This window comes from Paenibacillus sp. FSL K6-4396, assembly GCF_038002525.1.
Classification (GTDB): domain Bacteria; phylum Bacillota; class Bacilli; order Paenibacillales; family Paenibacillaceae; genus Paenibacillus; species Paenibacillus amylolyticus_B.
The window spans coordinates 4,851,580-4,873,695 of the sequence record NZ_JBBOCR010000001.1; the positions used below are offsets into that span (position 1 = coordinate 4,851,580).

Genomic DNA, 22,116 nt, shown 5'->3' on the forward strand with positions numbered 1-22,116 from the left:
TTTTACAATCCATTTTAATGGGTAGAGTCACCGGATTGACTTCTCGTAGAGTATTAATCTCTCCCCACAGCCAGTTGTATTACCATCGATACCGACACATTGATGATCCTTGCACTGTCGTGTTAGTCTTCAATGGTGGATAGATCTCCTGTTGGCAGATCAAGCTCCCAGGCCTTCAGCACACGGCGCATGATCTTGCCGGAACGTGTCTTGGGCAGTTTATCCTTAAACTCAATCTCACGCGGAGCAGCGTGGGCAGACAGGCCCTCTTTGACAAAACGATAGATCTCTTCTTTCAGCTCCGGTGTCGCCTCATATCCTTCACGAAGCGCCACAAAGGCCTTGATGATCTCCCCACGTGTCACATCCGGCTTACCGATTACACCCGCCTCTGCTACCGCAGGATGCTCCACGAGCTTGCTCTCCACCTCAAAGGGGCCGATACGCTCGCCTGACGAATTAATCACATCATCAATCCGTCCCTGGAACCAGAAATATCCTTCTTCATCCATATAAGCGGAGTCACCGGATACATACCAGCCCGTAAGCCTGAAATACTCCTCGTATTTCGCAGGGTTATTCCAGATCTTCGCCATCATGGATGGCCATGGTGCCCGTATGGCCAGATTACCCATACTGTACGGCGGCAATTCCTGCCCGCGATCATCAATAATCGCTGCTTCGATTCCAGGTAACGGACGTCCCATGGAGCCAGGCTTGATCGGCATTCCGGGATAGTTACAGATCAGCTGTGCACCTGTTTCCGTCATCCACCATGTATCATGAATTCGCTGACCATAGGCTTTCCACCCCCAACGAACAACCTCCGGATTGAGCGGTTCACCGACAGACATGACATGACGCAGACTTCTCAGATCATGCTGGGCAATGGTCTCTTCTCCCGCTCCCATCAGCATACGGAAGGCCGTTGGTGCACTGTACCAGATCGTGACTTTGTTCTTCTGGATGGTGCTGTACCAATCTTGAGGACTGAAACGACCACCCCGTATCACATTGGTCACTCCGTTGAGCCATGGAGCAAAGATACCGTAAGAAGTGCCTGTCACCCAGCCAGGGTCAGCAGTGCACCAGTACACATCATCCTCACGTAAATCCAGAACAACCTTACCTGTATAATAGTGCTGAATCATGGCATTTTGAACATGGTATACCCCTTTGGGTTTCCCCGTAGAGCCTGAGGTATAATGAATAAGCAAACCATCCTCACGATTTAGCCACTCTACCTCCATCTCATCCGAAGCGGCAGACATCTCTGCATCAAAATCGATGAGTCCTTCTTCAGTCTGCGCGCCCCCACCCACAATAAATATATGTTTGAGTTCGGGCAATTCGGAACGTTTGATCCGTTTCAGTAATTCCGGAGTGGTGACGAGTGCTACTGCTCCGCTATCCTCCAGCCGATCCTTCACAGCCGTTTCCATAAAAGCTTCGAACAAAGGGCCCGCGATGGCTCCAGCTTTCAATATGCCCAGAAGACTAAAATACAGCTCAGGGCTTCGAGGCATAAAAATAAACACCCGTTCCCCTTTGGCTATACCATATTTGCGGAGAACGTTCCCGAACCGACTCGACTGTTCACTCAGATCAGCGAAAGTATAGGACTCTTCACGTGAAGCATCGCTATACAATAAAGCGGTTTTTCCGCCCCTTCCTTCCAGTACATGACGATCAATCGCTTCATGCGCCATGTTAACTTTTCCGCTGGCGTGCCACGTAAAGTGCCTTTCCACCGATTCCCAATCGAACCGGCTTCTCGCCTCCGTGTAATCGCCCAGATTAGATTCAGACACAACCGTTTGCAGCATCTCACCATGTGCTTGACTCATGCTTGCCAGCCTCCTTCAACTCGACATTTCGATTCCCGTCAGGGGTCAATTCTCATTGCCTTTGTGTTGACTGAACTTCCAGTTAGCGCTTACATTAGTAGAGAGAACTTCTCATCATGTACTTGCTCGGCCAAACAGATGTTAACTATACTGTATTGAATTGTGAACATTTTTTGTCTACGCAATTATAGCAAATCTTTTCAATTGTCGTCTATGGCTTTTCAATTTTTTGGATTTTTGCTATAACGGACCTTTTGAACAACCTCTATAAGTAGGAGAGAGAGGAGCATGAACCATGGAACATATCAAAGAACATCATATGCGTTCCATCTTCAAGTCCGGCCACCGAATTACTGTTGAAGGCCCCGTGCAGGCCGAGGAGATAACACGTCTTGCCTTCCATCCGGATCTGGATGCCTTTCGGCGCCCAACGGAGCAGCAGGAAGCTCTGGCCGAGATCGCAGCATTACCTGAAGGGCGAATTATCATTGCACATGAAAATGAAACGATTATCGGTTATGTAACCTTTCACTATGCAGATGATTGTGAACGATGGTCCGAGGGCAACATGACTGATCTGATTGAGCTTGGAGCAATCGAGGTTGCGGACGACTATCGCTCGCTTGGCATTGGACGTGAAATGTTGCTTACGGCTCTGGAAGATAAATACATGGAGAATTACATTATTTTCACCACAGAATATTATTGGCATTGGGATCTGAAGGGCAGTGGACTAAACGTATGGGATTATCGTAAAATGATGGAGAGGCTTATGGAAACGATCGACATGACCTGGTATGCAACAGACGACCCCGAAATCAGTTCACATCCTGCGAACTGTTTGATGGTGCGAATCGGAAGTCAGGTGCCGATCACATCAGAAGAACAGTTTGATCGTGTACGCTTTCGCTATCGATTCATGTACTAATTCGATGATCTGTTCGAAAAACGAAATACATAACAAAAACCGCCTCTCGCAGCGTTGCTCCATACCTCATGGAACAGCTAATCGAAAGGCGGTTTTTCAAGTTACTCCCATTACATATTTTCTAACATATGCTCCACAATACGGTGTGAACGCTGGGAAGATTCCACGGTAAATTCAGCAAAATTGACATGCGCCGAACCATCCGCTTTATCTGACATCCCACGCAGGACAACAAACGGTACTCGATTCATGTAACAGACCTGAGCAACTGCAGCCCCTTCCATCTCCGCACATGCACCGTCCATCTCAGTATATAACATATTAACCGTATCTTTATTTGCAATAAATTGGTCTCCAGATAACACTTTACCGATCAGATAATTGGCTCCCTGAGCTTTACATGCTTCTTCAGCCAGTGTAATAAGCGAAGCCTCGGCAGGGAATGCAGATGTTTCCTGGTAAGGGATAACCCCGCGTGCGAACCCCAGTGGCGTTACATCCATGTCGTGCTGAACACATACAGACGATATAACCATATCTCCGATGTTCAGATCGGGGTTAACTGCACCCGCAACACCTGTGAAGATAATCCGATTAACCTGAAAACGATCAATCAAGATCTGCGTCGTAACCGCTGCATTTACTTTACCTACGCCTGATTTGCACACGACAATGTGCTTGCCCAGCCACTCGCCTGCAACGTATGTAATGCCGGTTTGTTTAACCGTCTCAAGCTGCTTCATACCTGCCAGCAAAAGTTCGACTTCCTCATCCATCGCTCCGATAATCCCAATCGTTTCACGCATCTTCCGATACCTCCTGTTTTCACTTTTAACCTCATTCAGCACAAAAGCTCCGTCTCCGGAGCTTTCGCATATCCACTATGTAGAGAGAATGACTTCTCCCTTACTGTATATAATCCCGATTAAACTACATCTGCGTGACTTACAGACAGACGAAGAATCGTTTCATGCGGCAAAATAACCCGTGGGTTCTCTACATTTTCTTTCTTCATCAACTTGGTCAGCAAACGCATCGCTACTGCGCCAAGGTCGTACATTGGCTGAGCCACTGTTGTCAACTGAGGACGCACCATGGAAGCCATACGGATGTTATCCACACTAATAATGGAGAAGTCATCCGGTACTTTCAGACCGTCATCCTGAATGCTGTGAATGGCACCAATGGCCATTTCATCTGTAGCAGCAAAGATAGCTGATGGTTTTTTCTTGAGTCCAAGGAAATATTTCATTGCTTCCACACCGGATTCATACCGATAATTACCGATTCGAACAAGATCCTCCTGGTATTCAATCCCCGCTGCTTCCAGTGCTTTTTTGTATCCTTGGAAACGGGCATATCCATTCGCCGGATCTTGCAGTGTACCACTGATCATCGCAATTTCCTTGTGTCCATGACGAATCAGGGTGTTTACCGCGTCAAACGCAGCCGCCTCATGGTCAATATCCACCGAAGGGAATGTGCCCTTCTCATCACTCGTTGCACAAAGTACGATCGGCACAGCCGCAGACTGGAACGCCTGAATGTGTTCGTCCGTTACTGTTCCACCCATGAAGAGCAGTCCGTCTACTTGCTTTTCGAGCAACGTGTTAATAACACGAATTTCTTTTTCTTTCTTCTTATCTGCATTACACAAAATAATATTGTAGTGATACATATTCGCAATATCTTCAATTCCGCGGGCAATCTCCGCGAAGGTTGAGTTCGAAATATCTGGAATAACGACCCCGACCGTGGTTGTCTTCTTGCTTGCCAGACCTCTGGCTACCGCATTCGGACGATATCCCAACCGTTCGATCGCTTCATATACTTTTTTCCGCGTTTGCGGTTTGACATTAGGGTTATTATTAACTACCCGTGATACCGTTGCCATAGACACTCCAGCTTCACGTGCCACATCATAAATGGTTACCGTCACAGTACTTCTCTCCATTACCAGTAAATTTTCATACCATTTTCATTAAGATTTATATTACGACAAATTTTTGCATTAATCAATTAAAATAGGCTTTAGGACTCACTCAAAACATTCGTAAGTGTGGTTCTAGTAATATCTGAATGGGAAGTATGCCATACAGGAATTCCCTTTTTAATCAGGATCGCCTGTGGAGATTCGTGCTTAACACCCAGCTTATCTGCTGCTTCATTGGATACTGGGCGATCTTCCACAACATAGATGATGCCGTATTTCACTTGTTCATTGGCATGGTTATGCAAATAATCGTTCATCTCCTGATAAGCGTTTGAGCTGATCGGACAGCGCGTGCTATGCTTAAACAGAAGCAAAGGTTGATCCTTGGTAGCCTCCACTGCGGAGTTTAGCTGTTCAATACTTGTCATTTTAGTCATGTCAGCCATTAGATATACATCCCCCTTTACCAGGAATACCGCTATGTTGAGCGTTTTCACTCTTCGATATCTTAACAAAAAGTACGCGAAAAAGCCAATTTTCATGAAAACAAGCATTTTACACGTCAAAATTAGACAGCATTTGAGAAGTACTCCTGCCACACAAATCCGGATAATTGACTTAATCTGCGCTCCGTGGTCTCAATCCACGCTGTATCACCAGACTTCGTTGCGTAGCCCATAATGTCCAGCAACAAATTGATACGCTCCTCTACTGCTTGCTGCATTCGATATTCCATCTCCCGATCGGTTGCATCCGGCCAGGCCAGCAGTAACTCATGAAACAGGTCTGCCAGTTCATTACGTTCACCAAAAGATACATCTTGTTTCACGGGCTGTTCACCCAATGTGTTAATGCATTCTGTTAAGTCCGGCTTGACCGGCGGAAGCACTTCATATGATACACAGTCTGTACACGCAAATACGGGTACGTTTCGAATCTCCACTTTTTTGGCGTATACCACTGTTCTTAATTCCAACTCCATTACATGTCCACATCTGCACGACTTGCGCACCACCATCACCTCATTCGTTCTATGCTCTATATAAGTACCATTCGACCTATTTCGGCTCAAATCCTGCTATAAACGAAAGGTTGCACAAATTACCACTCCCTCCAGATGAAGGTTGTCGAATGCAGGCAGTTACTGACTTGTAATCGCTTCCTCCAAACTGAATATGCACTTCCATGAAGTCCCTTGGAGAATCTGTTACAATTAAAGACGCAACAGACCTAATCACCGCAAAAAGGAGAGATGGACATGAGATTAACTGGTAAAAAAGTCATCGCTCTAGTCGATGAAGAATTCGAGGATTTGGAATTGTGGTACCCTGTGCATCGTGTTCGTGAAGAAGGTGCAGAAGTGCATCTTGCTGGAGAGAAAAAAGGAAAAACCTATATTGGCAAATATGGTGTGCCTGCTGAAGCCGAATACAGTTTCGATGAACTCGATAGTTCAGATTACGATGGCATTCTCGTGCCAGGCGGCTGGGCGCCAGACAAGCTGCGTCGTTATCCCAAAGTACTCGAGCTTGTGAAGGAAATGAATGCAGTTCGGAAACCGATTGGACAGATCTGTCATGCGGGCTGGGTGCTGATTTCTGCCAAAATTCTGGACGGGGTTACAGTAACCTCTACACCAGGCATTCGGGATGACATGGAAAATGCAGGTGCCATCTGGAAAGATGAAGCCGTTGTTGTTGATGGACATATCATCTCAGCTCGTCGCCCGCCTGACCTTCCACCTTATGGCAAAGCATTCTGTGATGCACTCGCTGACAAGTAAAAATAACCCCACTGTGCTCTCATTCACAGTGGGGTTATTTTATATAACAAGGTTTCCAATAAATAATTATCACAAATGTAAATATATTAACTTAAAGGTATTTATATCCAGTTATCCTAATTACGATGCGTTCGAACCACTTTGTTCGTCTGGACTTCCTGTGGAGTCATTAAAAACTTGCAATCGCTCCTCAATATCTCCGCTGGTCCGCAGGGCGAAGCACTTTCGCGCTTCTTCTTTGGCGTCCGATGCTGTTGTGTTCAACACTCTGTGCTTCACACGTAACAGGGATTGCGGAGACATACTCAAGTGGCGAATGCCAAGCTCCAGCCAAAGTGGAATGGCACGCTCGTCCCCTGCCATCTCACCGCACACACTGACATCAATTCCGGCCGTATGCGCCGCATCCGCTGTGGCACGAAGCATCCGCAGAACAGCCGGATGATAAGGGTGATACATATGAGCGATCTGCTCATTCATTCGATCTACTGCCAGTACATATTGAACCAGATCGTTCGTACCAATACTGAAGAAATCAGCTTCCTCTGCGAGCAGATCAGCAATCATCACCGCTGCAGGAACTTCAATCATGATCCCCACCTGAATGTGAGGGTCGTATGATAATCCCCGCTCGTCCAGATCGGACATCGCCTCACGGAGAATCTCATTGGCCTGTTGAAGTTCTTCCACCGAAGAAATCATCGGGTACATGATTTTGACATTTCCGGCAGCGCTGGCACGCAGAATGGCTGTAAGCTGTGTTTTGAACAAATCCTTGCGGTCCAGACTAATCCGAATGGCACGGTATCCCAGAAACGGATTGTCTTCCTCCGGCAGTTCAAAGTAATCGAGTTGCTTGTCACCACCGATATCCAGTGTACGAATAACAACGGATTGTCCTGCTGTTTTCTCTGCCACAAGGCGGTACACCTCATACTGTTCTTGCTCACCCGGGAACGTAGCACGGTCCATATACAAAAACTCTGTTCGGAACAAGCCTACCCCTTTGGCTCCTTGTTTCAAAGCAAGGTCCAATTCCTTCACCGAACTGATATTGGAAGCCAAGTGCAAAACGGCCCCATCTTTGGTTACGGCATCCACGGTAGCAAGAACTTGAAGTTGTTCCTTTTTCTTCAGTTGTTTGCTGCGAAGCATGGTATACCGTTCAATTGTCTTGCGATCCGGGTCCGTAAATACCAAGCCATTGTCACCATCCACCACAAGCATATCCCCTGTCTCTACTGGCATGCCAAGACTCGCTTCCAGACCGGAAACGAGAGGAATGCCAAGGGCACGAGCCATAATCGCAGAATGTGATGTTTTCCCGCCAATCAAGGTCACAATGCCTAGTACATGGGTGGGATTCAGATGCGCCAGTTGAGATGGCGACAGTTCTTTGGCGACGAGTACATACGGCTGGGTATCCGAAGGAAGTGTAATCTCCGGTGCACCGAGCAAATGCTTGAGCAGACGGTTCCCTACATCCTTGATGTCAATGGCCCGCTCCTTCATATACTCGTCTTCCAGCAAGTCAAACATCGTGACAAAATGGTCTATGGCTTCTTTGACCGCCACTTCTGCTGCCTTATATTGACGCTCAATAATACCGCGAATTTCGTTCATGAATACCGGATCTTCCAGGATTGCCAGATGTGCATCAAAGATACTGGATTCCTCTGGACCAACAACTTCCTTGAACTCATTTTTGATATATTCGATCTCATCCTTTGATGTCCGTATGCCCTCATACAACCGTTCGAACTCTTGGGCGAGATCCACCGAATCCATCTTCTGATCCGGCAAATCCCATTCCCAACTGGGCAGGACAAATGCTTTGCCGATGGCTATGCCTGCAGCTCCGTTGATGCCTTGTATCTTCATTCTACCCCTCCAACGTTCCTGTCATAGAGCACCACGGACATAACGGATGCCTGACCTTTCTTAACTTGCTTAAATGGAGCAAAACTCCATGATTTTACACGATCCGGATTCGTAATTACCATTGGTGTTGTCAGTGACGCCGCTTGCTCACGGAGTACTGCCAGATCAAACTTGATCAACAACTGCCCTGGCTCCACCGTATCGCCCTCCTGAACAAAAGCTTCAAAATGTCCTTTCAACTGAGAGGTATCGATGCCGATATGCAGTAACACCTCAAGCCCCTCACGGGTAGAAATACCCAAGGCATGCATGGTCGGGTACAGGTGCATAATCGTTCCGTACACGGGTGAGACCAGCTCTCCCTTTTCCGGAACAAAGGCTACACCATCACCGACAAGCTTGGCTGCAAAGATCTGATCCGGCACCTCTTCAATTGGGAGCATTTTGCCCTGAACGGGGGCACAGAACAGAACCTGTTGCAGATCTCTTTCCAGCAGCTTCGCGATTTCTTCCCGAATCAATTCCGAGTAGGTACCGAATACCACCTGTACATTACCGCCACCCAGCTTGATCAGTCCAGCGGACCCCATACTCTTCATGGCACCCGTGTCGATCAGGCGGTCATCATGCACAGTCAGGCGAAGACGTGTAATACAAGCTTCAACCTGTACAATGTTACTCTTCCCACCCAATGCTTCGAGGATTAAAGGTGCCTGATAAGGAATGTTACCTACCCAATCTTCCAGCATGGAGCCCTCTTCACGTCCTGGTGTTGGAATCTTGAACGTACGAATCGCCCATCTGAACAGGAAGTAATAAACCAGCCCATATAGTATGCCAATCGGAATGAGTTTCCAAGCATTCTCCGATAGATGGAAATTGAGTATGTAATCAATAATACCTGCGGAGTAAGAAAATCCATGCCGGATATCAAGCCAGTAACTAATCCACATGGCAACGCCGGACATCACTGCATGCACGATGAACAGATAAGGTGCCGCGAACAAAAAAGCAAACTCAATCTGTTCCGATACCCCGGTTAGAAAACAAACGAGTGCCGATGTCAGAAAAGTTTTCTTGATTTTTGGTTTCAGATCTTCTCTGGCTTCCTGAATAATAGCAAAGGCTATTGCCGGAATGGCAAACATCATGATGGGAAACAAACCCGCCATAAAGAATCCTGCCGTTGGATCACCTGCAAAAAATCGGGGCAAATCCCCTTGCACAATGTTACCATCAGGCGTTTCAAACGTCCCTAACTGGAACCAAAACACATTGTTAAGCAGGTGATGAAGCCCAAAAGCGACCAGCACCCTGTATAACACTCCGTAGATGAACAGACCAAAACCCCCGAGACTGTATTCCCAAGTAGCAATGCCATTCAATCCATGCTGTAGGATCGGAGCGAGCCATAACATAAAACAGGAGAACAATGCCGAACAAAGTCCGACGATGAGTAAAACAAACCTTGAACCTCCAAAAAATTGTAAAATTTCAGGCAGTTTAATGCTTTTAAACCGATTATGCATCCCACCGGCAAGCGCGCCGAGTATGATTCCGATTAAGGAAGCGGGCTGAACAGTGCCATCCCCAAAGTTCCGAGTCACCTGATCATATATCACGATACCAGCCAGAGCAGCAAGTCCCGCTTGTCCGGCCTGGTTGGAGAGTCCCAGTGCTACACCGACAGCGAACAGATACGGTAAGAAATAAAAAATACCGTGTCCGGCCACGGTAGACACTTCACCGACAATATCCAATCCCCAGGCGTCCCAAGGCAGACTGCCAACACTGAGCAAAATTGCGGCGGCGGGCAGGACCATTGTAGGCAGCATTACCGCTCGTCCGAGCTGCTGCAAGGATCCGAGCCAATTCATGGCGACCTCTCCTTTCTATCCTAGATGGTAAGCTTTACGCAACGTTTTGTCAAAGCAAAACAGTAACCAATTCGTTAAGCATTCATGCTGTACAGTAAACAATAAAAAGACCGCATCTTCATGCGGCCTTGGTTCTAAATTATACTATACACAGAACGATTAGTTAACATTTTTTTGAAATATTTCACTCATTGACCATAAAACTATAAATGGCTTTTCTAATTTTTTTTACCAATAGCCACCAGTTTGGTTCCTGCAACATAAATGGTTCCATCACTAGAAATAACCCATTGGTCATTAATGTCATGATTAACTGACATTTTCCAATTAATCTTGGCTGTATCCAGTTTCATGGATACGAGATAGTTTTTATTTTCTGCATAGTTTTTATAATGATAAATAAGATTCCCATTACGATCAATGATGGGTTCACTGGTGAAATAAGTTCTGTCCTCATTGTTAAATGTTGTTACTTTTTTGTTCTGTGCATGATAAATGTTTCTCCCAAACACCACGTCACCTTTTTTGCTTATTGAAGGACCGTGTGAGTTACTTGTACTTTGAAATCCCCCCCTAATAGTCTTCTTCAGCTTACCCTTGGTATCAAATATGTGAAGATTATCGCCACCGATAACATAAATTTGATGGTTATCGTAGATCGGACTCAGAAGATTCTCCCCGGTGTACCTCGTACTCGATATCTTCTTCCCCTCTTGGTTATACTGAATCAATTCACCCGATTTCACCCTGCCGCTCTGTCTGATATCATCTTGGGATGATATCGTTAAAAAGATTCGGTCCTTAACAAAGATAGGATCGGAGACAATAAAAAAGGGTTTAGAATTAATCTCTGTGCCCATGAGAATGTTAAACTTTTCGCTGCCATCCTTACGAATTCCAAGTAGTCTTTTCTCCTCTTTTATATCTTCTCCCTCACTAACAGGTTTATTATTATGTATAACTTGTACATACGAAGCAGTAACAATAATTACTCCATCCTTATTGACATCAACGTTATTACCAGTCGTGTAATCCCTGTACCTTTTTTCCCAAATCTGTTTGCCGTCTAGTGTATAACTCGATATACTCGCTGTTCCAAAGTCCTCTGATCCTCTTCCTCCTTCAGGGATATCATCCCCAACAATAACCAGGGAACTATCCTTGTAGAGATACATATCGGATATAGCATTAATATGTTCTAGTTTACTCGACCACAACATTTTCCCTTTAGGCGTGACAGCCGTCAGTTGTGGGTGACCAAAATTATCATGAGAAATAAGATATATTATCCCTTTGGAATCCACAACAACATGTCTTACATAATTTTTCAAATCTAATGCCCATTTAATTTCTGGTCTTTTAGCAGGTGCAACGTAAGGGGACTGTCTGGTCCACACATCACTCTGATGAATGGCTGCATTGGCAGCATAAGCGGTAGTTTCTCTTGGCAGGGCTACTACGGCCAAAGCAACGAGCAGCATGACTGCTATTTTTTTCAAAGAACATCTCATTCTCACTTCATCCTCCTTTTATTTCATTCCATAATACTATGATAAACAGAAAAAATCCCGTCAACTTCAAGTTAACGGGATTCATCCTATAATCATTCAATTAGTTCAGATCAGGAGATCATCCGATCACAGGTGAACGAGCCTCTCAGCCGCGTCCAGCGCCGCGCAGAACGATGGAATCCTCTACCTTGATACAACGATTCGTTACCGCTGTCATGCCGTTCTCTGCAGCAATCTGGACCGCTTCTTCACTATGGATGCCAAGCTGCAACCACAGCACATTGGCTTTGATGGCAGCGGCGTCACGAGCGACATCCGCGCAAAACTCTTCGCGACGAAACACATTGACAATGTCTACCGGCTCTGGGATATCCGCGAGTGTAGCATATACCGTCTCTCCCAGGATTTCACCTTGCACCTGTGGATTAACCGGGATGATGCGATAACCTCTGCTCTGCATGGCTTCTGCCACCATATAGGAAGTGCGATCTGATTTGTCTGATAAGCCGACGACTGCGATGTTGCCTGCCTTGCGCAAAAGTTGTCCAATTTCTTCACGAGTAGGGTTGTTAAATTCCATGTTCAAGCACCATCCTTTTCTGATTAAAGTGCGTGTTCAAAAAAAACAGGTTTTCAGTTATTTACTCTTTTACCCATTGAACCGAGGCGCCAAGCGCCTGCAAATGATCGAAATATTGCGGATAAGACTTGGCTACATGGTGTGCATCCCGAATACGAAGCGGCTCCTTGGAACGCAGACCAACAACAGTGAGCGCCATAATTACGCGATGATCGTAATGAGCGTTAATCTCAACGCCGCCTTCAACGCCTTCTGGACGTCCATGTACGATAATCTCAGCTTGACGCTCTTCAACGTTCGCTCCTGCCTTCCGCAGTTCGTTCAAGTAATCGGTGATTCGGTCACATTCCTTGTAACGCAGGTTCTCTACATTATAGAACCGTGACGTGCCTTCCGCAAACACAGCTGCGGCTACCATAGCCAAAACGGCGTCCGTGGCGGCATCCCCGTCGAATTCGATCGCTTTCAGTCTGCCATTACCTTGAACGTGTACAACATCGTTCTCATGTGTCAATGGCACTTCCATCATGCGCAGCACGTCAACGATGGCACGTTCACCCTGTTTGCTCTGCTCCATCAGGCGCAGAATTTTCACATCAGACTGTGTAACCGCTGCTGCGGCAAGAACCGCTGCTGAACCCGGGTAGTCCCCTTGAACCGTGTAGGTCGTCGGCTGGTAAGCCTGTCCACCTGGTACACGGAAGGACATGTAATCATCGCTTGCATGGATAACGATGCCTGCCTGCTCCAGCACTTCCAGCGTCTGTCCGATAACGACCTTGGACTTCAGGTCATTCAGTACTTCGATGGTGCTGTCTTCTGCAAGCAACGGAGTTACAAACAACAACGCACTCAGATATTGGGAGCTGACGGAGCCGGATACACGAATGTGTCCACCCTTGGCATTGCCACCCTTGATTGTAATCGGCAGGCGTCCTTGTTCGTGCTGTACATCTACACCCAGTTGGCCAAGCGCATCGATCAGGTCATCATGTGGACGTTTGCCCAAAGAATCCGGGTACGTATTCACAAAAGTTACTTCAGGGCAGAGCGCTGTAACGCCCATCAGGAAACGAAGTACAGCACCCGCATTCCCAACATTTAATTCACGCACATCACGGGGATGACTGCCAAAACCCTGGATTACAATCTTACTGTCGTCTTCTTCAAGTACTGCCCCCAGATCACGAATACATCTGCGCATGGCATCACTGTCTTCACTGTGTGCCGGGAAATGGATGGTACTTGTGCCTTCTGCCAGCGCAGCAGCCAGCAAATAGCGGGTAGTGTAGTTTTTGGAGGACAGAGCCCCGATTTCCCCGTTCAGCGTGGGGGTTGGTTTAACAATAACGTCCATGGATGAAATTCTCCTTCATTGATTATATTGTGGCCAAATTGACATTCCGTGCATCGCTTGGGTATCATTATAGCGTTAAGTCCATACAGAAAAGAGGACCTGAATATGACACAAATAGCTGAAATTGAAACGTCTGAGCTGCGCCGCCGTTTACAGGCGGGAGAGAAGCTGCAGATGATAGACGTCCGCGAGGACGATGAAGTCGCGCAAGGCATGATCGAAGGAGCCAAGCATATTCCGCTTGGACAGATTCCAGACCGGCTGTCTGAGATTGAGAAATCAGGCGAGATCGTGATCATCTGTCGTAGCGGTTACCGCAGTGAGCGTGCATGTGAATATCTGCAGCAACTGGGATATGAAGGCTGTACAAACATGGTCGGCGGTATGCTTCAGTGGCAACAGGAAGACTAGAGAAACCCGGAGAGAAGCAAAGTCATTTGTAACCTTGTGACTTCTGCTCTGCTCCACTTCTAGAAACGGGCCTATATGGCCCGTTTTGTTATATCTGCCACCACCTATCAACTATTAAACTTCCATGATAACAAGCTTAGACGCGGTAATGCGCTAAAATTAAACGAGTCACTTCAGCAGCGGATAACTCCGTTGTATCCACCGTATAATGTGCGAACCGATATGCGTCTTTCCGTTCTTCCATAATCGTCTTGATGCGTTCCTCTGCATTGCCTGCAAGAAGCGGACGATTGTCACAGCCGCTAACACGTTCTACAATCACTGCCGGGTCAGCAGTCAGGGCAACAACCCAACCATTCTTCGACATTACGTCACAATTATCCGAACGCAGCACCACGCCACCTCCGGTCGCTATGACCTGTGACTTCTTCTCCAGCACCGAGCATAACATGCGGCTCTCGGCATCACGGAAATATGTCTCTCCCCTGCCAGTGAACAATTCTGGAATTGTACAGCCTTCCTCTTTTTCCACCGCGGCGTCTACATCAATCAATCGATAACCAAGCTCGCGTGCAAGCATGTCAGCGACGGTTGATTTGCCGGTTCCCATCATACCAATGAGAATAATATTGTTAGACTTGCTCAAGGTGTACACTCCTTTAATTCAAGCAATTCGTGAGCACTTTTGTCCTATCATAACACAGCCCTGCGGACTGGGAAAGACCATCTCCTTACCGACTTCCTTTCGACCATCCGCAAGTACTTCCAAGACAGATTAAGTAACTCCCAGCATCTAAGCCTACGTCAGATCACCCTCAAGCAGTTTTGAGCCCCAAACGTCTCAATCAGTAACCATCCCAGCAAACTAACGAACTCCAATGAGCCTATTTACCTAAAATAGGAGCAGTTAAACTTCTAACGAATCTCAGTAAACTTATTTCAAAAAATCACCGTCAAAACCTCGACATCTCGCTGCGAATTATTGAAATAGAGCCATCTGAGTTCGTTAAAAAATAGAACCGGCTCATTTTGCCAAAATAGAGTGTCTCCTGTTCATTAGGTCTAGAACAAGCTACATATCTTCTCCATAAACACTATTACTGTATAACACAGTAAAAAAAGAGGCCTAGCGTTAACCGGCAATCACCGGAACGCCAAACCTCTTTTGAGCCCCTTAGCAGGCCAAAGCTCCTGTTTAAAGGTACTTTGGCCAAATCTAATAGACTCGTATATGTGGTACTACTCCATCCAATTGTGGTGGAAGCTGCCTTCTTTGTCCACACGTTTGAACGTGTGAGCACCGAAGTAGTCACGTTGAGCTTGCAGCAAGTTTGCTGGCAAACGCTCTGTACGGTAGCTGTCGTAGTAAGAAAGAGCGCTGGAGAAGCCAGGTACCGGAACACCTTGTTTTACAGCAGCCGCTACAACTTCACGCCATGCGCCTTGATAAGACTCAACGATGTTTTGGAAGTAAGGATCCAAGAGCAGGTTTTTCAGTGCTGCGTCTTTATCATAAGCTTCCTTGATGTTTTGCAGGAACTGCGAACGGATGATACAGCCACCACGGAAGATCATGGCAATGTTACCGTATTTCAGATCCCAGCCATACTCGTCGGAAGCTGCACGCATTTGTGCAAATCCTTGTGCGTAGGATACGATTTTACTTGCAAAGAGGGCTTTACGCACGCTCTCGATAAATGCTTTTTTGTCACCGGAGAACGCTTCAGTCGCTGGTCCATTCAGGATTTTGCTAGCTGCTACACGCTCGTCCTTCATGGCAGACAGGAAACGGGAGAATACGGATTCCGTAATCATGGACAATGGAACGCCGAGATCCAGCGCGCTTTGGCTTGTCCATTTACCTGTTCCTTTTTGTCCAGCAGCATCCAGAATGACGTCAACCATTGGTTTGCCCGTTTCTGGATCGTATTTAGAGAAGATATCTGCCGTGATTTCGATCAGGTAGCTATCCAGCTCTCCTTGATTCCATTCCGTAAAGATCGCATGCAGCTCTTCAACGGAAACGTTCAATACGGATTTGAGCAAGTGGTACGCTTCACCAATCAACTGCATATCTCCGTACTCGATACCGTTATGCACCATTTTCACATAGTGTCCGGCACCATCAGGTCCAATATATGTACAACATGGATCGTCACCGACTTTGGCCGAAATCGCCGTCAGGATCGGTTCAACCAGTTTATAAGCACTTTCCTGTCCACCTGGCATGATGGAAGGGCCTTTCAGTGCACCTTCTTCACCACCGGATACACCTGTACCGATGAAACGAATGCCTTTGTCTTCCAACTCTTTGCTACGACGTTGCGTGTCAGGGAAGTATGCGTTCCCTCCGTCAATGATGATGTCGCCCTCATCCAGGTGAGGAAGCAGTTGTTCAATGGTAGCATCGGTCGCTTTACCAGCTTGTACCATGATCAAAATTTTGCGCGGGGATTCCAAGGATGCTACGAACTCTTCAATGGAGAATGAGCCTGTCAGGTTTTTACCCTCAGCTTCTTTCAGAAGATCATTGGTTTTCTCCGGGGAACGGTTAAATACCGATACTGAGAAACCTTTGCTTTCAATGTTAAGGGCCAAATTTTTGCCCATGACAGCCAGGCCAATTACGCCAATTTGTTGTTTTGTCATCTGGTCCTCCATCCTTTGCTCCAATTAATTTTATTGAAATAAATTCTCAACAATACTCCCATTTTAACGGTTTTATGTATAGAAGTGAACCCCGTGGCACGGCTACGCAACGAGAAAACACCCCAATCTGCTGAGGTGTTCATCGTATTTTCATAAATACGGCCTTATCTTGTCATCCTTCCAACATTAACAGATGTCCGGACAACTGTTTTAAGACTTGACGGCAAGCATTTGCTTTTTCGATATTATCCATCTGCATGGCGGTGTAAAGGCGTTCCAGTTCATCGTCCACTTCCATGCGCAACAACATGAGCCTTTCCTCACCTTCACGCGAGAGGAACATTTCTTCCATCTCTTCCGCCGTCGGCGCAGGTTCCTTTTGAAAAATGACACGCTGTTTGAATCCGGAAACTTCCACGAGCCGAATGACTTCACCGAATAAAATGTTCTCCACGGTCATCTGCTGATCCTTGAAACGCTTCACAACTGCATGCCCGCGTGTATCTCCAATCAGCTTCTCCAGCCACTCTGCAAGTTTTGCATCCTTAATGATATAATCTCCAGTCATCTTGTAATTCCCCGTACGTGTCTGTTGAAAGCGGAGCTTTACCAGCTTGCGGCCGGTCCGGACTGACAGGATAAAAAAGGATTCGTCCTCGCTCCAATATAGTGAATATCCCTCACGAATAAGGTCTCTGATCAAATTTTGGATATGCCGACGGTTGAACCGCAGCTCCAGATTGCAATATTCAACTTCATAACTCTTATTCACGGCACTCCCTCCATCTGTACCGGATCAACTCCGGCCCTCGTCTTCAATCGCTTCTACTCAATCGGCTTACCCTATTTTATACTTCATTTTATGTAAGGGTACTTGGTTATTTGACTATTTTTCACCGAAAGGACCGCCGGATTGCAGCTTTCCGCAGACGCACAGGGGCAAGCCCCCGATTATCGTGATATATTGGACGCGAAAAAGGGAGCCCCACAACCAAGACGGTTGGTGGAACTCCCTTTTCTTTTGCTTATTTGGCCGGAGCAGTGCGAAACGGATTGCGGGATAACACAAAGTGCACAACGGCAAGTCCTGCCATGACGATGGCACTGCCGATGAATGGAGCCGGATGGCTAACGTGGTCCCACAGCAGTCCGGAAACAATAGGGCCTACAACCATGCCTGATCCCTGCAATGTAAGGAAGAATCCCCAGATCGCTCCCCGCTCCCCTTTGGGAATCAGTGTGGCTACAAAAGCATTCCAGGCGGGCAGAATCATGGCATAACTGATGCCCACCAACATGACAACACCAAACACCACCGGAATGGATGTTATGGAGGAGAATGCGAACAGACTCGCCGCCGCCATCAAAAAACCAACGTTCAGGAACGGTTTCGTGCCAAACCTGTCTACCATTTTACCTACAGGCAGTAAGGCAATAACGGTTATTCCACCTCCCGCAATCAGCAACAAACTGTAAAGGTTCGGTGAGATGTGCAGATCTGTGCGTGTATATAACGTGATTACTGGACTAAGCAAACCAATGACAAACGACTGCATAAACAGTGCAGGATACACCAGTGGATTAACATTAAGCGTGCTGCGTACCCGTTGCAGTGTGTCCTTCACACTCTTTTGCAGCCGGATGAACGGCGTGAGCAGATTCGGTTTGGCTGGATATTTCACATCACTATTCTTCGCTGCTTGCTCGGCATGCTCTCCTTCAACAATGACACGTCCAGGAAGAATCATGGCCACCAGAATAACGAGAATGGCACAACCCATCAGCACGAGGAATATAGTTCGATAATCATGATGCGTGCGCTCCAGCAGCCAGTTCATGCCTATAGGTCCAAGCCCCGTTCCGCCGAGAGCAGCCATCTCCAGCGCCCCCATTGCTGTACCATTCTTATTCTGTGGGCCTGACATCGCCGTCACGCCTGTCATGGCGCAAGGCCAGAGCGGTGACGTACCAATGCCAAGAATCAGACAGGCCATGGCCAGTCCAACGGCACTTTTGAGAAAAAGGATCATAATAACAGCGATTAAGGTACAGATTAATGCTGTAACCATCGTTGCGCGGAACCCGATCCGTTCTGCTGCCCAGCCGGAAGGCGCCCGGAACAGATTATCTCCCAGATATTGAAGAGCAAATGCCACACCAATGACGCCTGCAGACAGACCCAGTATATTGTCCATATACACGGGCAAAACAGCTACCAACAGGGCTCCTTTGATAATTTCAACTAGAAAAAGTGTCAGCCACATCGCGATAAAAAATGGTGATCGCAGAATTTTGGCTGGTTTTGTGTCGGTTTGCATTCTTTTTCCCCTTTCGGTGTTCATTTGCCTATTCCCTATCCTTAGTGTAACCGTGGGGAATGTGCCCAAATCTCGGCAATTTAAAAAATTGTCGATTTATACTGTTGCATTCGGTTCTTAATTTGCTATACTCATCTTTGTTTACCAATTTTATTAGGAAGGGTTGTGACAGCACTGATGAATCACCACCGTACGCCGCTGTTTACCGCTTTAAAAAATCATGCGGCACTCAATCCGGTACAGTTTCATATTCCGGGCCATAAAAAAGGATTGGGAGCGGATACCGAATTCCGTGAATTTATTGGCGATAATGCCTTCTCCATAGATTTGATTAACATCGCACCGTTGGATGACCTGCATCAGCCAACCGGTGTCATTCAGGAAGCACAGATTTTGGCAGCAGATGCCTTCGGAGCCGATTATACCTATTTTAGTGTACAAGGCACAAGCAGTGCCATTATGACCATGATTCTGTCTGTATGCTCACCGGGTGACAAAATTATTGTGCCCCGTAATGTGCATAAATCGGTTCTGTCCGCAATTATTTTCTCAGGCGCCAAACCCGTATTTGTTTCTCCTTCACAAGATCCCAATCTGGGCATTGACCATGGAGTGACTACACAGTCTATCCGTCGCGCACTTGAGCGTCATCCAGATGCCAAGGCATTGCTTGTAATTAACCCGACCTATTACGGCGTGGTTACCGATCTGAAAGAGATTGTTGAGCTGGCACACAGTTATCAAGTCCCTGTGCTTGTTGATGAAGCCCATGGCGTACTCATTCATTTCCATGAGGATCTGCCACTGTCTGCGATGGCAGCAGGTGCCGATATGGCTGCAACCAGTGTTCACAAGCTTGGTGGCTCCATGACACAGAGTTCCGTACTCAACCTGAATACCAAGAATGGGTTCGTAAATCCACAGCGTGTACAGACGATCCTGAGTCTGCTCACCTCAACATCAACTTCATACATTTTGCTTGCTTCACTCGATACATCAAGACGTAACCTGGCACTCCACGGTCGTGAGATTGCACAGAAGGCGATTGAACTAGCTGAGTTTGCCAGACGTTCGATTAACGATATGGATGGCCTGTATTGCTTCGGTAGAGAGCTGCTGGGTACAGAAGCGACCTTCAACTATGATCCAACCAAGGTAACGATCCATGTTCGCCATCTGGGTATTACAGGGTATGAGACAGAGAACTGGCTGCGTGAACATTACAACATTGAGGTCGAACTTAGTGATATGTACAATATTCTGTGTCTCATTACGCCAGGAGATACGGATAATAGTGTGGATATCTTGCTGAACGCTTTGCAGGATCTCTCCCGTACCTATTATCAAGTGAACCCGGCCCATGAACTGGTCGTAAAAGTTCCGGATATTCCACAGTTGATGCTGACTCCACGTGATGCATTCTACGGTGATACCGAAGTGATTCCGTTTAAGGAATCCGCAGGACGTATTATCTCGGAATTCATCTATGTCTATCCGCCAGGAATTCCGATCCTGTTGCCGGGTGAGGTTATCACCCAGGAAAATATCGACTACATCATCGATCATGTCGAAGTTGGATTACCCGTCAAAGGACCCGAAGATCGCAGCGTAACCAACGTTAAAGTGATCGTGGAAGCCGATGCCATTTTCTAAAACAACCCCCTTGCGCTGTGCAGGGGATAAACTTAAAGGACCAAGCCCTAGCTTGGTCCGTTTTTATTTTATGGGACAAGCGAGTTTGCATTTTCCCGTCTATTTCGTAGTTCAAACCGGTGGTGTAAATGCTCGTATATCTCTTAAAAAAAAAAACAAAAGGCCCCCTGAAATCAAGGAGCCTTCATGTTATGTTCCAAAAGAATGACTATTCTTGTGATGCAACGAGTTCGTTGTAAGCCGCTTCAACGCGGTTCCACTCTTCTTCGTCTTCAATATTGTAGAGCACCATTTCCTCGTCTTCTTCTTCCATACGCAGGATGATGCCGTCAGCTTCAGGATTGTTACGTTCCAGCAGGAGCGCATAAACATGCTTCTCCACGTCAAACGTCTCCACCAAAACCATCTCCACGTCTTGGCCGTTCTCGTCTGTTAATGTGAGAAGGACTTCTTCATGCTCGTGGTCGTGGTCGTGGTCTTGCCCGCATCCGCAGCCATCGCCGTGTTCATGTGTGTGATCGCTCATTGAAATACCTCGCTTTATAAATAGAAATTGTGTAACCTTGCATATCGTAACATGTTCAATGACCCAGGTCAATTTAACTCACAGGGTAATTTTCGCTTCAATCGTTCAGCGCTGTAATGATTTTCTCCGCTACCAGGACGTAGCTGCTGTTTGCATTTTCTTTAATATGAAAGCCGACCTGATACTTACCGGCACGACTGAAATCGTACGTAAAATCATATGTGCGGAACCAGAAGTTATCCTTCTGGGTCGTAAGCTCCTGGGACTGGATATCCTTCACCTGACCGCTTGGATTGGTAATCGTTACTTTCACCGCAGCTACATCTGCTGTCAGACTGTCCACTTGTGAAAATACATTGAATTTCAGCTTACCTACGTTAACGTTGCCAAATACAGTGTCTCCCTTGAAGAGAAAAATATGTACATTCGGTTTGATCACCGTTACTCTCTTGTTACTGCTGTCCCATTTGACGACGCCTCCGGCTTCTCTTACAGGTACATAGGTCGTTCCATCAATGAGATAACCTCCATCAGCTGCTTCCTTGCCGTTAATGAGAACACGAATCTTCTCGTTCACCGAATCTGCAAACAATAAAGACCCGCCGAGCAAGGAGAATACCGTGACACAAAGCAATATTCGTTTCCATTTCATCCCGTCAATATTCCCTCCCCTGCTGCTAGCTGTTGTACATTTATACTGCAGATTCATCCACAAAGTTGCGCTGTTTTTCATCATTTTTCATTTTTTATCCAGAATTTTTTCCACCCCTTGGAATGCACAAAAAGAGGCGATCCTCATTAAAGGATGCCCCTGATCTATAATTGTTATATATACGGGATTATACGAAGAGTTTATGAAGAA

20 protein-coding genes are annotated in these 22,116 nt (G+C 46.6%); 4 read left to right on the plus strand and 16 right to left on the minus strand.

Features of this window, described 5'->3' with window-relative positions:
- Nucleotides 1-122: 122 nt before the first annotated feature.
- Nucleotides 123-1,847 (minus strand): acetate--CoA ligase, encoded by a 1,725-nt coding sequence (acsA, locus tag MHB85_RS21325; protein WP_091014261.1) that lies wholly within the window; start codon nt 1,845-1,847, stop codon nt 123-125.
- Nucleotides 1,848-2,142: 295 nt separating this feature from the next.
- Here acsA and MHB85_RS21330 point away from each other — a divergent pair, with 295 nt between their 5' ends.
- Nucleotides 2,143-2,775 (plus strand): GNAT family N-acetyltransferase, encoded by a 633-nt coding sequence (locus tag MHB85_RS21330; RefSeq protein ID WP_341073659.1) that lies wholly within the window; start codon nt 2,143-2,145, stop codon nt 2,773-2,775.
- Nucleotides 2,776-2,885: 110 nt separating this feature from the next.
- On the opposite strand, the gene MHB85_RS21335 is transcribed toward MHB85_RS21330, so the two are convergent.
- The 4 genes from MHB85_RS21335 to MHB85_RS21350 all read right to left on the minus strand — a co-directional run bounded on the left by MHB85_RS21335 (nt 2,886) and on the right by MHB85_RS21350 (nt 5,690).
- Nucleotides 2,886-3,581: a 5'-methylthioadenosine/adenosylhomocysteine nucleosidase gene (locus MHB85_RS21335; RefSeq protein ID WP_091014256.1), complete on the minus strand. Its 696-nt coding sequence runs from the start codon at nt 3,579-3,581 to the stop codon at nt 2,886-2,888.
- Between the two features lie 119 nt (nt 3,582-3,700).
- Nucleotides 3,701-4,714 (minus strand): catabolite control protein A, encoded by a 1,014-nt coding sequence (gene ccpA, locus MHB85_RS21340; protein WP_036614690.1) that lies wholly within the window; start codon nt 4,712-4,714, stop codon nt 3,701-3,703.
- Between the two features lie 92 nt (nt 4,715-4,806).
- A complete protein-coding gene (ytxJ, locus tag MHB85_RS21345; protein ID WP_341073661.1) occupies nt 4,807-5,154 on the minus strand; it encodes a bacillithiol system redox-active protein YtxJ in 348 nt (115 codons plus the stop codon).
- Between the two features lie 122 nt (nt 5,155-5,276).
- On the minus strand, nt 5,277-5,690 hold the full coding sequence (locus tag MHB85_RS21350) for a hypothetical protein (RefSeq protein WP_091014249.1): 414 nt from the start codon (nt 5,688-5,690) through the stop codon (nt 5,277-5,279).
- A 276-nt stretch (nt 5,691-5,966) separates the two neighbouring features.
- Here MHB85_RS21350 and MHB85_RS21355 point away from each other — a divergent pair, with 276 nt between their 5' ends.
- Complete coding sequence (locus MHB85_RS21355) at nt 5,967-6,491, plus strand: type 1 glutamine amidotransferase domain-containing protein (RefSeq protein WP_341073662.1); 525 nt, start codon at nt 5,967-5,969, stop codon at nt 6,489-6,491.
- Nucleotides 6,492-6,611: 120 nt separating this feature from the next.
- On the opposite strand, the gene ptsP is transcribed toward MHB85_RS21355, so the two are convergent.
- The 5 genes from ptsP to aroA all read right to left on the minus strand — a co-directional run bounded on the left by ptsP (nt 6,612) and on the right by aroA (nt 13,697).
- Nucleotides 6,612-8,372, minus strand: a complete 1,761-nt coding sequence (gene ptsP / locus MHB85_RS21360) for a phosphoenolpyruvate--protein phosphotransferase (protein WP_091014243.1) — start codon at nt 8,370-8,372, stop codon at nt 6,612-6,614.
- A complete protein-coding gene (locus MHB85_RS21365; protein ID WP_036674872.1) occupies nt 8,369-10,249 on the minus strand; it encodes a glucose PTS transporter subunit IIA in 1,881 nt (626 codons plus the stop codon). The genes ptsP and MHB85_RS21365 overlap by 4 nt, the downstream gene beginning before the upstream one ends.
- Before the next feature lie 218 nt (nt 10,250-10,467).
- A complete protein-coding gene (locus MHB85_RS21370) occupies nt 10,468-11,748 on the minus strand; it encodes a hypothetical protein (protein WP_341073664.1) in 1,281 nt (426 codons plus the stop codon).
- A gap of 157 nt (nt 11,749-11,905) precedes the next feature.
- Nucleotides 11,906-12,340, minus strand: a complete 435-nt coding sequence (locus MHB85_RS21375; RefSeq protein ID WP_341073666.1) for a CoA-binding protein — start codon at nt 12,338-12,340, stop codon at nt 11,906-11,908.
- A gap of 61 nt (nt 12,341-12,401) precedes the next feature.
- The gene (aroA, locus tag MHB85_RS21380) at nt 12,402-13,697 is read right to left on the minus strand and encodes a 3-phosphoshikimate 1-carboxyvinyltransferase (RefSeq protein WP_017687408.1); all 1,296 of its coding nucleotides are present in this window, start codon (nt 13,695-13,697) and stop codon (nt 12,402-12,404) included.
- Between the two features lie 105 nt (nt 13,698-13,802).
- Here aroA and MHB85_RS21385 point away from each other — a divergent pair, with 105 nt between their 5' ends.
- On the plus strand, nt 13,803-14,108 hold the full coding sequence (locus MHB85_RS21385; protein WP_017687407.1) for a rhodanese-like domain-containing protein: 306 nt from the start codon (nt 13,803-13,805) through the stop codon (nt 14,106-14,108).
- 136 nt (nt 14,109-14,244) lie between these two features.
- On the opposite strand, the gene MHB85_RS21390 is transcribed toward MHB85_RS21385, so the two are convergent.
- The 4 genes from MHB85_RS21390 to MHB85_RS21405 form a co-directional block, all read right to left on the minus strand.
- Nucleotides 14,245-14,754, minus strand: coding sequence for a shikimate kinase (locus tag MHB85_RS21390; protein ID WP_341073668.1), 510 nt, complete (start codon nt 14,752-14,754; stop codon nt 14,245-14,247).
- A 593-nt stretch (nt 14,755-15,347) separates the two neighbouring features.
- On the minus strand, nt 15,348-16,757 hold the full coding sequence (gndA, locus tag MHB85_RS21395; RefSeq protein ID WP_036614715.1) for an NADP-dependent phosphogluconate dehydrogenase: 1,410 nt from the start codon (nt 16,755-16,757) through the stop codon (nt 15,348-15,350).
- A gap of 172 nt (nt 16,758-16,929) precedes the next feature.
- Complete coding sequence (locus MHB85_RS21400; protein ID WP_036614719.1) at nt 16,930-17,529, minus strand: hypothetical protein; 600 nt, start codon at nt 17,527-17,529, stop codon at nt 16,930-16,932.
- A gap of 253 nt (nt 17,530-17,782) precedes the next feature.
- The gene (locus tag MHB85_RS21405) at nt 17,783-19,075 is read right to left on the minus strand and encodes an MFS transporter (protein WP_101313582.1); all 1,293 of its coding nucleotides are present in this window, start codon (nt 19,073-19,075) and stop codon (nt 17,783-17,785) included.
- Nucleotides 19,076-19,252: 177 nt separating this feature from the next.
- On the opposite strand from MHB85_RS21405, the gene MHB85_RS21410 reads away from it, so the two are divergent.
- Nucleotides 19,253-20,728: an aminotransferase class I/II-fold pyridoxal phosphate-dependent enzyme gene (locus MHB85_RS21410; RefSeq protein ID WP_036675042.1), complete on the plus strand. Its 1,476-nt coding sequence runs from the start codon at nt 19,253-19,255 to the stop codon at nt 20,726-20,728.
- A 208-nt stretch (nt 20,729-20,936) separates the two neighbouring features.
- Here the strand turns inward: MHB85_RS21410 and MHB85_RS21415 are convergent, their stop codons facing one another.
- Nucleotides 20,937-21,254: a DUF1292 domain-containing protein gene (locus tag MHB85_RS21415; protein ID WP_036614722.1), complete on the minus strand. Its 318-nt coding sequence runs from the start codon at nt 21,252-21,254 to the stop codon at nt 20,937-20,939.
- A gap of 97 nt (nt 21,255-21,351) precedes the next feature.
- A complete protein-coding gene (locus MHB85_RS21420) occupies nt 21,352-21,906 on the minus strand; it encodes a copper amine oxidase (RefSeq protein WP_036614723.1) in 555 nt (184 codons plus the stop codon).
- Nucleotides 21,907-22,116 lie beyond the last annotated feature (210 nt).